The sequence below is a fragment of the Arthrobacter sp. LjRoot14 genome (genome assembly GCF_964253905.1).
Classification (GTDB): Bacteria; Actinomycetota; Actinomycetes; order Actinomycetales; family Micrococcaceae; genus Arthrobacter.
Map to the genome: position 1 here is coordinate 2651519 of NZ_CAXURL020000001.1, position 13245 is coordinate 2664763.

At 65.7% G+C, this 13245-nt stretch carries 13 protein-coding genes; all 13 read right to left on the bottom strand.

What is annotated here, in order from left to right:
- Positions 1–135 precede the first annotated feature (135 nt).
- Entirely contained in the window at positions 136–654 is a 519-nt protein-coding gene (locus tag ACSQ12_RS11845; protein WP_209748360.1) for a tetratricopeptide repeat protein, read from the bottom strand.
- 14 nt (positions 655–668) lie between these two features.
- Positions 669–1760 (bottom strand): 3-dehydroquinate synthase, encoded by a 1092-nt coding sequence (gene aroB, locus ACSQ12_RS11850; protein ID WP_209744433.1) that lies wholly within the window; start codon positions 1758–1760, stop codon positions 669–671.
- On the bottom strand, positions 1757–2356 hold the full coding sequence (locus ACSQ12_RS11855; RefSeq protein ID WP_436065524.1) for a shikimate kinase: 600 nt from the start codon (positions 2354–2356) through the stop codon (positions 1757–1759). Before ACSQ12_RS11855 ends, aroB begins: the two co-directional genes overlap by 4 nt.
- Entirely contained in the window at positions 2356–3555 is a 1200-nt protein-coding gene (gene aroC / locus ACSQ12_RS11860; protein WP_436065525.1) for a chorismate synthase, read from the bottom strand. The genes ACSQ12_RS11855 and aroC overlap by 1 nt, the downstream gene beginning before the upstream one ends.
- A gap of 26 nt (positions 3556–3581) precedes the next feature.
- The gene (locus ACSQ12_RS11865) at positions 3582–4442 is read right to left on the bottom strand and encodes a shikimate dehydrogenase (RefSeq protein ID WP_436065526.1); all 861 of its coding nucleotides are present in this window, start codon (positions 4440–4442) and stop codon (positions 3582–3584) included.
- Positions 4439–6100, bottom strand: coding sequence for an endolytic transglycosylase MltG (gene mltG / locus ACSQ12_RS11870; protein ID WP_436065527.1), 1662 nt, complete (start codon positions 6098–6100; stop codon positions 4439–4441). Before mltG ends, ACSQ12_RS11865 begins: the two co-directional genes overlap by 4 nt.
- Positions 6097–6696, bottom strand: a complete 600-nt coding sequence (gene ruvX / locus ACSQ12_RS11875) for a Holliday junction resolvase RuvX (RefSeq protein ID WP_436065528.1) — start codon at positions 6694–6696, stop codon at positions 6097–6099. Before ruvX ends, mltG begins: the two co-directional genes overlap by 4 nt.
- Before the next feature lie 7 nt (positions 6697–6703).
- Entirely contained in the window at positions 6704–9382 is a 2679-nt protein-coding gene (gene alaS / locus ACSQ12_RS11880; protein ID WP_436065529.1) for an alanine--tRNA ligase, read from the bottom strand.
- Between the two features lie 182 nt (positions 9383–9564).
- On the bottom strand, positions 9565–9795 hold the full coding sequence (locus ACSQ12_RS11885; protein WP_245199135.1) for a DUF6167 family protein: 231 nt from the start codon (positions 9793–9795) through the stop codon (positions 9565–9567).
- A gap of 17 nt (positions 9796–9812) precedes the next feature.
- Entirely contained in the window at positions 9813–10187 is a 375-nt protein-coding gene (locus ACSQ12_RS11890) for a DUF948 domain-containing protein (protein WP_011692124.1), read from the bottom strand.
- Positions 10188–10332: 145 nt separating this feature from the next.
- Positions 10333–10959, bottom strand: a complete 627-nt coding sequence (rpsD, locus tag ACSQ12_RS11895) for a 30S ribosomal protein S4 (protein ID WP_011692125.1) — start codon at positions 10957–10959, stop codon at positions 10333–10335.
- Positions 10960–11177: 218 nt separating this feature from the next.
- On the bottom strand, positions 11178–11576 hold the full coding sequence (locus ACSQ12_RS11900; RefSeq protein ID WP_436065530.1) for a cupin domain-containing protein: 399 nt from the start codon (positions 11574–11576) through the stop codon (positions 11178–11180).
- 222 nt (positions 11577–11798) lie between these two features.
- Positions 11799–13223 (bottom strand): replication-associated recombination protein A, encoded by a 1425-nt coding sequence (locus tag ACSQ12_RS11905; protein WP_436065531.1) that lies wholly within the window; start codon positions 13221–13223, stop codon positions 11799–11801.
- Positions 13224–13245: the final 22 nt, after the last annotated feature.

Here is a 13245-nt window from a genome sequence, read left to right on the forward strand (position 1 = left end):
TCTGGTTTGTCTCTGACTGCTTCAAGCCGCCAGCCGGTTATGTCAGGCAGGCACGCCAAAAGGCCGCCAGCGAGTATTTGTCAAAAATCCAAGAACCATTCTACCGGTATTGCCGGCCGGGTGCTGCGACAGCCCCTAGGACGACCTTTCCAGGACGTTCCGGGCACGCTGCAGCGCGACGGTGGACGAGTAGATCAGCGCTGCATCCGCGGCCCCCGCAACGCGAAGGTCCAGGGCCTTGGCGAACTCGTCGACGGCAGCTGCCGTGTTGCCCCCGGCGTAGTAGGCACGGCCGAGGTGCTGGTGCGCCATGGCCTCCAGCTCGGTTCCCTGGACCTCTGCCAACAGCTGGCGGTAAAGATCCACGGCCCGGTCATAACGCTTGGAAACCCGGAGGACCTCGGCTTCAAAGGCTCGGAGCCGGAAAGATTCGGGATCGTTGTAGCGTGCTTCGGCCAGAAGCTCCGCGGCATCGCCGGCGTGTCCTTCCGCCAGGAGGACCATGATGCGGTCCGCCGGGTCGGAGGACGCCTGGAGTGCCAGGCTGCACGCCTCTTCGTTGACGATTCCCGGCATGAGGGTGTCCGGGTTGATCTTGACACCGGGGAACCCTGCATCCGGCCACTCACTCGTGCCGCCCATGGAATCAATCATGACGCCGCCCGTCATCAAGAGGCAATCTCCTGGTAGGCGGCGAACAGGAGGGATGTGTCCGGAACGTCAAGGATTCCCGGGCGGGCGATGCCGTCCAGGACCACGAAACGAAGCAGGTCGCCACGGGACTTCTTGTCCCGGCGCATGCCGTCCAGCAGTCCCTGCCACCGGTCGCGGCGGTAGGTGATCGGCAGTCCGAGCGTTTCCAGGATGCTGCGGTGACGGTCGGCGTCGGCGTCGCTGAGGCGACCCACGCTGCGGGCGAGTTCAGCGGCGAACATCATCCCCACCGAAACGGCAGCGCCGTGGCGCCAGGAGTAGCGTTCCACAAGCTCGATCGCGTGGCCCAGGGTGTGCCCGTAGTTGAGGATCTCGCGCCGGCCGGTTTCCTTGAGGTCCTCGGACACGACGTCGGCCTTCACGGCGATAGCGCGCTCGATCAGCTCGCGGAGGACTGCTGACTGCGGGTCGGTGACTGCGGACGGATCCTTTTCCACAAGGTCCAGGATGGCGGGGTCGGCGATGAACCCGCACTTGATGACCTCAGCCATGCCCGAGATGAGCTCGTTCTTCGGCAGGGTGCTGAGCGTGTCAAGGTCCGCGAGGACGGCTGCCGGCGGGTGGAACGCACCCACCAGGTTCTTGCCTTCGGCAGTGTTGATGCCGGTCTTGCCGCCGACGGAGGCATCCACCATGCCGAGCAGGCTGGTGGGCATGTGGATGACTTTGACGCCGCGCAGCCAGGTGGCCGCCACGAAGCCCGCGAGGTCCGTGACAGCACCGCCGCCTACTGCCACCACGGCGTCGGAGCGGGTGAAATCGTTTTGTCCCAGGACCTGCCAGCAGAACGCGGCGACCTGAATGTGTTTGCCTTCTTCGGCGTCCGGAATTTCTGCGGTCAGCGCAGTGAACCCGGCCGAGGCCAACTCATCGCGTACGGTGTCGCCGGTGAGCCGCAGGGCCCGCGGGTGGATGACCAGGACCCGTTTGACGCGCTCCCCCAGGAGCTCGGGAAGGCGTTCAAGCAGGCCGCGGCCCACAACGACGTCGTAGTTGTCAGCGGCGGACTTGCCGGTGACTGTGATGACGGTTGATTCGCTACTCACTTTTCAACTTCCTTTGTGGCGGCCACTGGCTCCGCCGCCGCGGTTTGTGCCGCCGCGTACTCACGCAGCGCCTCTTCCAGCCGGTGCCCGAGATCCGTGACGGATCCGTGGCGGACATCGAAAACAAGGTCGGCAAGCCGTTCATAGACCGGTTGCCGGGTGGCAAAAAGCGCACGCCAGCGGCCCATGGCGTCTCCGGCCAGGAGCGGTCGGCCGGAATTGCGGGCTATGCGCTCCGAAACGGTGTCGGCATCGCACTCGAGGTAGACAACGGTGCAGCGGCGCAGCAGCTGCTGGGTGCCGGAGTCGAGTACGGCGCCGCCGCCGAGGGAAATGACGGTGCCGGTGGTGCCGGCCTCTTCGATGACCCGGGCGACGGTCCGCGCCTCAATTTCCCGGAACGCACGCTCGCCGCGGGCGGCGAAGATGTCCGGGATGGTTCCGTGGTTTTCCACAATCACGACGTCGGTGTCGACGAACGCCGCCCCCAGCTGTTGAGCAAGCTGGTGGCCGATTGCCGACTTGCCAACGGCCATGGGTCCGATGAGCGCAATGGGCCGCCGGCCCGCAGTGCCGTTCCTGCTGCTGACCGGCACTACTGTCCGATCGAGTCCAGGGACGCCGGAATGTTGTCCAGGTAACCCTTGATGTTCCGTGCCGTTTCCGCGACTGAATCGCCGCCGAACTTCTCCGCCACTGCCTCGGCCAGTACCAGTGCCACCATGGCCTCAGCGACGACGCCGGCGGCCGGAACAGCACAGACGTCGGAGCGCTGGTGGTGGGCCTTGGCGGCTTCCCCGGTGCTCACGTCGATGGTCTTGAGGGCACGCGGAACGGTGGCGATGGGCTTCATTGCCGCACGGACCCGCAGGACGTCACCGATGCTCATGCCGCCTTCAATGCCGCCGGCGCGGTTGCTGATGCGGATGATCCGGCCGTCGGAGTCCTTGACGATTTCGTCGTGGGCGGCCGAACCCCGGCGGGAAGCCGTGAGGAAGCCGTCGCCAACCTCAACACCCTTGATCGCCTGGATGCCCATCAGGGCTGCGGCGAGGCGGGAGTCCAGGCGGCGGTCCCAGTGGACGTAGCTGCCGAGTCCGGGCGGAAGGCCGTAGGCCAGCACCTCCACCACACCGCCGAGGGTTTCGCCTTCTTTGTGGGCGGCGTCGACTTCGGCCACCATGGCGTCCGAGGTTTCCCGGTCAAAGCAGCGGAGCGGGTCTGCGTCGAGCGCAATCACATTGGCGGGTACCGGCAGCGGGCGCCCTTCCGGCACGGAGACACTGGCGATCGACACTGTATGGCTGACCAGTTCAATGCCCAGTTGCTTGAGGAACTGCGATGCCACGGTGCCCAGTGCAACGCGGGTAGCGGTTTCGCGGGCGCTGGCGCGCTCCAGCACGGGGCGTGCTTCGTCAAAGCCGTATTTCTGCATGCCCGTGAAGTCCGCGTGGCCGGGGCGCGGCCGCGTCAGCGGTGCGTTGCGTGCCTGGTCAGCCAGGATCTCGGGTGCCACGGGGTCTGCAGACATGATCTGCTCCCACTTAGGCCATTCAGTGTTGCCCACCTGGATGGCCACCGGGCCGCCCTGGGTGATGCCGTGGCGCACGCCGCCAAGGACGGTAACGACGTCCTGCTCAAACTTCATCCGGGCACCGCGGCCGTAGCCGAGGCGACGACGGGCGAGGGCATCGGCGATCTGGCTGCTGGTGAGTTCAACACCGGCAGGGACGCCTTCAATTATTCCGACCAGTGCCGGTCCATGGGATTCACCGGCAGTCAACCAACGCAACATAAAATCCATCCTGCCACGTAGGGCGGTTAGAACACTCGTCGGGGTGCCCCGACTGCGTCACACATCACATCTATGACTTCGGCCGTGACGTCGTCGCCAAGGCCGCTGAAGAACCGGACCTGCTCCACCGCCTGGTAGAGCAGCATTTCCAGGCCGGGAACCACTGTGCCTCCCCCGTCCTGCCAGACGGAGGCTATCCTGCTGGGCCACGGATCGTAGGCGACATCCAGCAGCACTCCCGGCGTCCGGGCCCCGAGGCCCGCGAGCTCATCCGCCAGGGCGTCGGCCCCGCGGGGCGGGAGTGTGGAAATGACGACGTCGGCGGCGGCCATTGCGGCGGCCGCGCCGGATAGCGGGAGGATGCGCACGGGAAGGCCCACACCCTGGGAGGCGGCCCGGGCTTCTGCCGCCCGTCCCACATCGCGCACGTAGACATCAGCCGACGGTGCGCCGAGATCCTTGAGTGCCGCGATAGCGGCGGCAGCGGTACCGCCGCCGCCCAGGATCACGGCTGACGGTGCGGAGACGACGCCGGCATGCCGCACGGCGTTGACGATGCCTGCGACGTCGGTGTTGTAGCCGACCCGTCGCACGGACGTCCCGTCAGCCTCAAACACCACGGTGTTGACCACTCCGAGGATGCAGGCTACGCCACGGACCTCGTCAACCTCGTCAACCATGGCCGTCTTGAGCGGCATCGTGACGGACAGTCCGCACCAGCCGGGCTGGTCGCGGACCGACGCCATGAAGGCCGGCAGCTCGGGAACAGTCACATCGATGGCGGAATACTCGACGTCGATTCCCAGACGCCCGTAGGCAGCGCGGTGCAGGGCCGGGGACTTCGAATGGCCGATCGGGTGCCCAAGGACGGCAGCCTTCAAGGTCACGTGCAACGTCCTGCGTTGGCGGCGCACCAGGCGTTGTACTGCTCCACGTACTGGTTGTGCTCAGCCAGCGTCTTGGAGAACTTCGTCTCCTTGGTGTCCAGGTTGATGGTCACCCAGTACATGTAGTCGTTGGCCTTCGGCTTGGCTGCCGCGTCGATGGCGTTCTTGCCGGGCGAGCCGATGGGTCCCACCGGAAGACCCTGGTTGGCATACGTGTTGTAGGGGTTCGACTTGTCGGCTTTCTGATCCTCGTCGATGTGGAAGCTCTTGATTCCCAGCCCGTACGTCACTGTTGCATCGGACTGGATCAGGCCGGCCGTCTCGGTGTTGTTCGGCTTGAGCCGGTTGTAGATGGCACCGGCGACGTCGCCGTACTCGGCCTGGCCGCCTTCAGCCTGGACGATGCTGGCGACCGTAACGACGTCGTACTGCTTCGCGGGATCCGTGACTCCTTGCGCTTTCAGCTCGTCGGTCGTGGTGGTCACAAGGTTTTGGAGGATCTCCTTCGCCGGCGTTCCCAGCGGGAACCGGTGCTCGCCGGGCGCCAGGTAACCTTCAAGGTTCTTGGCCTTCGCCGGCAGCCCGAACTGGGCCGGGGCGTCGCTGAGCGATTTGAGTTCGGCAACGGGGATACCCGAACCCTGGGATATGGCCTGGAGTGATTCGCCGATCCGCAATCCGGCGCTCAGGGCGAAGTACATGACTTTGCCTTCGCCCTTGCCCAGCAGCACGGCCACGGCGTCAGAATTCTTCATTTCCTGGCGGAACTGGAATTCCCCCGGGGCAATGGTGCCGCCGGAAGCTGTGAGCTCGCGCAGGAACGTGTCCGGATTGGCAACCACCTTCTGTTCCGCGAGCTTGGTGGCGACAGACCGGGTGCCTTCACCGGGTTCCACGGAGACATTCACCTCGCCGGTGCCGGGGCCGGGGTAATCGGCGATGGTGTTCCCGCCCAAGAGGGGTTTCAGGAACTGGGCGCCCACCACCAGGGCAGTCACGAACACCGCCAGGGTCAGCAGCAGCGCGAGCCAGCGCCGGCGACGGCGGACCTTCTTGGACGTTGCCGGAACGACCGCCACGGACGAGCCGACGGCCATCAGCGGATGTGCAGGTTCGTCAAGATGCTCCTCGGGGTGCTCCCCCGCTGCATAGACGTGGGCGTCATCGTAGACGTGGTGCGCCTCGTCCTCGTGGTGCTCTCCGTAGGCGTGGTGCGCGTCATCCTCGTGGTGTGCCTCGTCCCCGTGCTGAACGGGGTAGCCGTGGTGGGCAGCGTCTCCGTGCGGCTCGGCGTGGGCGTCGTAGGCATGCGGAGCGAACTCGGCAGAGGCATCGTGGTGCACAGGCTCTTCGTGGTGCAGCGGGGCGTCGTGGTGCACAGGCTCCTCGGGTTGCACGTCGTGCTGCACCGGCTCGGGGTGGACGGCCTCCCGGTGGACAGGTTCCTGAACAGCGGCCTGTTGGACGGTGGGCGGCTCCGCCGGCATGGCGGGCGGAACCTGCGGCGCGTGGCCGGTTTCGAACGCCTGCGGTGGGACGACGTCGTTGCCTTCGGTGGTCAGGGATTTCTCCCTGGCTCGAATTTCCTTGCGCGTCAGCTGACGTCCGGAGTCACTGAATTCCTCACCTGAGGACTCTCCGCTGTTAACCGGGCTCACTGTTGCCTTCCATTTTCTGAAGATTGCACATTGATTCCCGGGACGGCCTGATCAGCGTTCTCCGCTGCGGCGTCCCCGGAAAGCCCCGGCTGGGAACCCGCGAACACGCGGCTTCCTACATCCGTTCCCCTGGCTTTTTGCATGTCGATTGCGTGCTGCAGTATTCCTGCGGCGGCAACCTGATCCACTACCTTACGGTGATTCCGGCTGCTCATGCCAGCTTCGTGCAGGTTGCGGTGGGCCGTCACCGTGCTCAACCGTTCGTCCACGAGCTGCACTGGAATGTCCGATCCGGAGGCCGTGAGTGCTTCCGCCAGCAGCTCCGCGTAATCCGTCGCCATCCGGGCCGAAGCGTGTTCTTCCCCTTTGAGCGTGCGCGGCAGCCCGACAAATACCTGCACGGCGCCAAGCTCCGAGGCCAGCGCCGCCAGCACACGGACATCCGTATTCTTCTTGGCGTTTCGCTCGAGCGTCTTCAGCGGTGTGGCCAGGATGCCGTCGCGGTCACACACCGCAACGCCTACACGGACCGTGCCCACGTCCACCCCCAGCTTGATGCCGCGGGGGTAGGCGTCGGATTCAGCAGATTGGTTCACGGTTCGGTTATCGCCTCGTGATTGCGTCCACGACGGCGGTCAGCGCCGCCGGCACCTTCGCGGCATCGGTGCCGCCGCCCTGGGCGACGTCGTCCTTGCCGCCGCCGCCGCCGCCGAGGATCCCGGCGGCGAGCCGGACGAGTGCTCCGGCCTTCACGCCCGCGGCACGGGCCGCCTCGTTGGTGGCGACAAGAATCACGGGGCGGTCGTTGCTCACACCGGCAACCGCAACTGCGGCGGCCTCGGAGCCAAGACGGGTGCGGAGGTCGAGGGCCAGTCCGCGCAGGTCGTCAGCGCCGCTCACCTGTCCGGCGTCGTGCGCAATGACCTTCACCCCGGAAGCGTCCTTCGCCGTACCCACCAGCTGCGCGGCGGCAGCCGTCAGCTGCTCCTTGCGCAGGCGCTCCAGTTCCTTTTCCACCGTCTTGAGCTTGGTCAGGGTGGTGGCGATGCGGTCGGCCAGCAGCCCCGACGGCACCTTCAGCATTTCCGTGAGCTCCGTGACCAGCGCCCGCTCGGCAGCGAGGTGCCGGAAGGCCTCCATTCCCACGAACGCTTCAACGCGGCGGTTTCCCGAGCCGACGGACTGGTCGCCCAGCAGCGACAGGCTGCCGATGAGCGAGGTGTTGGCCACATGGGTGCCGCCGCAAAGCTCGCGGGACCATGCGCCGTCGATCTCCACGACCCGGACCTCGTTGCCGTAGTTCTCGCCGAAGAGCGCCATGGCGCCGAGTGCCTTGGCCTCAGCCAAAGCCATGACTTTGGTCTCCACCTGGAAGTTGTTGCGGATGGCAAGGTTGGAGACTTCTTCGATTTCGGAGCGCGTGGCGGCACTGAGTCCCTCGCCCCAGGCGAAGTCGAAACGCAGGTAGCCGGCCTTGTTGTAGGAACCGCGCTGCAGGGCCTCCGGGCCGAGGATCTGGTGCAGGGCGGCATGCACAATGTGGGTGCCGGTGTGGGCCTGCTCTGCGGAGTGCCGCCGCTCGCGGTCCACCGCAGCCTGCACGAGCGAGTCCGCGCCGATTTCGCCCTCGCGGACGATTGCCTTGTGCACGCTCAGGCCCTTGACGGGGCGCTGGACGTCCAGGACTTCGACGACGAATCCGTCGCCCGTAATGAGCCCGGTGTCGGCAGCCTGGCCGCCTGCTTCCGCGTAGAACGGGGTCTCGGCAAGCACCAGTTCGATTTCGTCGCCGGTGGAGGCCTGGGAAACCTTGCGGCCGCCGGAAAGGATGCCGCGGACCTTGGATTCGCCGGCAAGCTCCGTGTAACCGGTGAAGACCGTCTCCCCCTCGGCCAGCAGCTCCTGGAAGGCGCTGAGGTCGGCGTGCGAACCCTTTTTGCCCTTGGCGTCCGCCTGGGCGCGCTGGCGCTGCTCAAGCATCAGCTTCCGGAATTCGGGTTCGTCGACCTTCAGGCCCGCTTCTTCAGCCATTTCCAGCGTCAGGTCGATCGGGAAACCGTAGGTGTCATGCAGGGCAAAAGCATCTGCACCGGACAGCGGCTGGCCGGCTGCCTTGGAATCCTTCACGGCGTCCTCGAGGCGGGCGGTGCCGGACGCAATGGTCCGCAGGAACGCCTTCTCTTCGGCGTAGGCGATGCGGCTGATGCGGTCGAAGTCAGTCTCCACCACCGGGTAGACGCCCTTCATGGCGTCGCGGGAAGCGGGGAGCAGGTCGGGCAGGCAGGCCTTTTCGACGCCGAGGAGCCGCATGGAGCGCACGGCGCGGCGGATGAGGCGGCGGAGCACGTAGCCGCGGCCTTCGTTGGAGGGCGTTACGCCGTCGGCGATCAGCATCAGTGCGGACCGGATGTGGTCAGCCACCACGCGCATCCGGACATCGTCGGTGTGGTGGGGATCGTCGGCGGACTCGGCCGAGGTGTATTCCTTGCCGGACAGTGCCGCGGCCTTGTCGATGACGGGACGGACCTGGTCGGTCTCGTACATGTTTTCGACGTCCTGCAGGATCATTGCCAGGCGTTCCATGCCCAGGCCGGTGTCGATGTTCTTCTTGGGGAGTTCACCGGTGATATCGAAGTCCACCTTCGAGCGCACGTTGTCGATCTGGTACTGCATGAACACCAGGTTCCAGATTTCCACGTAACGGTTCTCGTCGGCGATGGGGCCGCCTTCGACGCCGTAGGACGGGCCGCGGTCGTAGTAGATCTCGGAGCAGGGGCCGGCCGGGCCGGGCTGGCCGGTGGACCAGTAGTTGTCCGCCTTGCCCATCCGCTGGATCCGTTCTGCGGGCATGCCGGTGTTCTTGAGCCAGAGCTGCTCGGCCTCGTCGTCTTCTTCGTAGACGGTGACCCACAGCTTCTCGGGCGGCAGGCCGTAGCCGCCGTCGGCAACACTCGTGGTGAGCAGTTCCCACGCGAACTTGATGGCGTCTTCCTTGAAGTAGTCGCCGAAGGAGAAGTTGCCGCACATCTGGAAGAAGGTGCCGTGCCGTGCCGTCTTGCCGACTTCCTCGATGTCGCCGGTTCGGATGCACTTCTGCACACTGGTGGCCCGGTTGTAGGGCGCCTCTTCGCGCGCCGTCAGGTACGGAATGAACGGGACCATGCCGGCCACCGTGAACAGCAAGGAGGGGTCGCTGGAAACCAGGGACGCCGAAGGCACCGCCGTGTGGCCCTTACTGACAAAAAAGTCGATCCAGCGCTTGGTGATCTCCTGCGACTTCATAACCTGGTTACTTACCCTTCTTGGTGTACTGCGTGTAGTTCTGATGCGTGCGGTTCACGCAATGCAACGCGTGGCTGCCCTGGCACATGCCGGAGCCACCGGTTTAATTCTCCCCTACGCCGGGCATTGCGATGTCCGCGCGGGTACCGGACCGGCTTCCGGGCCGTTCCAGTGGCTGCAGGTTAGCGCCGGGCCAGGTCCTGGCTGTCGATGCCCAGTGCCGCGCGCAGGTCGGTTTCCCGTTCCTGCATGCCGTCCCGGACGGCGTCTGCAAAGTCGTAGATGCCGTCGGCCAGCCGGCCCACCGCCCTGTTGAGGCCTTCAGGACCCAAGGTGGACTGGGCCTCGGTGATCTTGCGGAAGGCGATGACGCCGATGGCGACGCCGATTCCCATCCAGAGGATTCTTTTCATTGAGTGCTCCGTCGGGATTAGCGGCTGCGGCGGCCGGTGGCGGGTTTCTTGCGGGCGGAAAGGGCGGAGCGGACTCCGTAGCTGAAGGCTGCCACCTTGATCAGCGGAGATCCCACGGTTGCCGCCACCAGGGACGACAGCGCCGAGATGTTCGCTGAGGCGTCCGAGACGTTGGACGAGATGCCGTCAACCTTCTTGAGCTGCTGGTTCGTGGTGGACACCGTTGCAGTGACTTCATCCATGAGCGGTGTGGCGCCGTCGCTGATCGAACGGATGGACGTCCGGACTTCATCAAAAACCCGTCCGAGTTTCAGGATCGGCACGGCGAGTAGCAGCACGAGAAGCGCAAACACCCCTGCCGCGATCAGGCCGGCAATATCGCCACCAGACATAGACGTTCATCTCCTTGTATTTCCGTGGACTGCTGCGGGTTCCGCACCGGCGCCGTGGCCGCTCTTGCGGAACTCCCCCCAGTACCTTACATACAAAGAAGCCCGTGGCGCTTGCCACGGGCTTCTTTGTATACGCTGCGTTTATTTAGCGTGCGTAGAATTCGACGACGAGCTGCTCTTCGCAGGTTACGGGAACCTCGGAGCGCTTCGGGCGACGAACCAGGCGTGCCTGCAGGGCGTCAAGCTTGACGTCCAGGTAGGCCGGAACCTGGGGCAGAACGTCGCGGTGTGCGCCGGCTGCTGCAACCTGGAACGGAGGCATGGTTTCGCTGCGGCTGTGGACGTGGACCAGCTGGCCCTCGCCGACGCGGAAGGACGGGCGGTCAACGCGGATTCCGTCAACCAGGATGTGGCGGTGCACAACCAGCTGGCGGGCCTGGGCGATGGTGCGGGCGAAGCCGGCACGCAGCACGAGGGCGTCGAGACGCATTTCGAGCAGTTCGATCAGGTTTTCACCGGTCAGGCCCTTGGTGCGGCGTGCTTCTTCGAAGGCACGGGTCATCTGGGCTTCGCGGATGCCGTACTGGGCGCGCAGACGCTGCTTTTCGCGCAGACGTACGGCGTAGTCGGAGTCCTGCTTCTTGCGGGCACGGCCATGCTCACCGGGGCCGTACGGGCGGCGCTCCATGTACTTGGCGGCCTTGGGGGTCAGAGCAATGCCGAGTGCACGCGAAAGGCGTGCGGTACGGCGAGCACGAGTGTTGTTAGCCACTTGTGTCCTTCCAATATCTGCGGTGTGTCAGTGTTACTGGCCTCCACGATGGAGAGCATCGGCCAACCGCTGCCTTTTGCTACTGGGCGCCGGGCGACAGACCACCAAAAAAATCAGAGCAGCATGAAATGCTGAAAATCAGTGGATTGCGCGTCCGTGCCTTGCCAGACAACGAACTATCCTACCACGATGCGGTCCGCCCTCCCTGACGCCTGCCGTCAGGTCCGCGCGTGGACGCCGCGGCTGGCCGGACGGCCGAAGGACGCGGCGCCCAGGAACTCGACCGCGATAAACGGCTCGTTCCCCACCACCCATTCATCGTGGCCCGGCGGCAGCGTGTAGGTGTCGTTGGCATGGATGATGGATCGGACGCCGTCGGGGGTTTCCACTTCCATCACACCGGAGACGCAGAATCCGAGGTGGTTGTGCTGGCAGAAGTCGGTCTTCTCGAGGGGCTTGATGCTCTCCGACCACCGCCAGCCGGGGTTGAGTATCAGCCGGGTCACTGAGTAGTCGTTGACGGTGACCAGATCGAACTCGGCCTTGTCGGGGCAGCGCTTCTTGTCCGGAACGTCGAACGACTTCACGGACACTGCGGTGACGAAATTTGCGGACATGTGACACTCCCTGGGAAGTGGGAAAAGGAGCGTAAAGGTTGTGCCGGGCTGATTCCGTGCCGGCCGCCGGCCCGGGGCCTGAGCGTATGAACAACCGGCATGTGTGCTGATGTCCCCCCTCTGGGCACGCACGTACAGCAGATCTTTGCTGACGTAATTCAACGTTAGCCCTCCGCTGGCGGAAGTCAACGGAGACTTGTACCGACCGCCCGGGGCAGCCCGTCAGCCGCCGCGGATGATCTTCCGGAGCCGCTCCAGCCTGGTGGAAATCTCGCGTTCGGCGCCGTTGGCGGTGGGCTCGTAGTAATCCCGGCCGACCAGGTCGTCGGGCGGGTACTGCTGCGTGGCAACGCCGTGCGGTGCATCGTGCGCGTATTTGTAACCCTGCCCGTGCCCGAGCTGTTTGGAACCCGGATAGTGCGCGTCCCGCAGGTGGGCCGGGATGCCGTTCCCCAGGCCGGCCCGTACGTCGGCCGTGGCTTTGTTGATACCCATGTAGGCAGCGTTGGACTTTGGGGCCGTCGCCAGGTGGACCACGGCCTCGGCCAGCACGATCCGCCCCTCGGGCATGCCGATCAGCTGTACGGCCTGCGCCGCCGCGACGGCGGTCTGCAGCGCGGTGGGGTCTGCCATCCCGATGTCCTCCGCGGCCGAGATCACGATGCGCCGGGCGATGAACCTGGGGTCCTCCCCCGCCTCCAGCATGCGGGCCAGGTAATGGAGTGCGGCGTCCACGTCGGATCCGCGAATCGATTTGATGAAGGCACTGGCAACGTCGTAGTGCTGGTCCCCGGCACGGTCGTACCTGACCGCGGCCACATCAAGGGCCCGCTCGGTATGCCGCAGTTCCACGGTGACGGGACCGTCGTCGGCGTCGTCGGCATCACCAAAAGCCACGCCGGCGGCCGCCTCCAGCGCCGTCAGCGCACGGCGCGCGTCGCCGCCGGACAGCCTGACCAGGTGGGCCAATGCCTCGTCACTGAGCTTCACCTTCCCGTTCAGCCCGCGGGGATCAGCCACGGCCCGCTGGACCAATCCCTCGATGTCGGCATCGGTCAGCGGGCGGAGCGTCAACAGCAGCGAGCGGGACAGCAGCGGGGACACCACCGAGAACGAGGGATTCTCGGTGGTGGCGGCGACGAGCACCACCCAGCGGTTTTCGACGCCCGGCAGCAGCGCGTCCTGCTGGGCTTTGTTGAAACGGTGGATTTCGTCGAGGAAAAGCACAGTGGTGGTCTTGTAGAGGTCCCGGGCCGTGAGCGCCTCGTCCATAACGCGCCGCACATCCTTGACGCCCGCGGTGATGGCGGAGAGTTCGACGAACTTCCGGCCCGGGCCTTTCGCGATCACATGCGCCAGCGTGGTCTTGCCGGTTCCAGGAGGACCCCACAGGATGAGCGAGGTGGGGCCGGCCGGACCGGCGGAATCGGCCCCGGCTCCGGCGGCCAGTTGCCGCAGCGGGGACCCCTGGCCCAACAGGTGCTGCTGGCCCACGACGTCGTCGAGGGTACGGGGCCGCATCCTGACCGCGAGCGGGCTCCGGGGCTGCGTCCGGCCGGCGGCCAGCCCGGAAACTGCCGTCCCGGACGGCGTCACCGTCCCGCCGTCGTCGTCGTTGTCCGGCCCTTGGCCAAAGAGATCATCCACATAGATAGGCTACTTCTAGTTC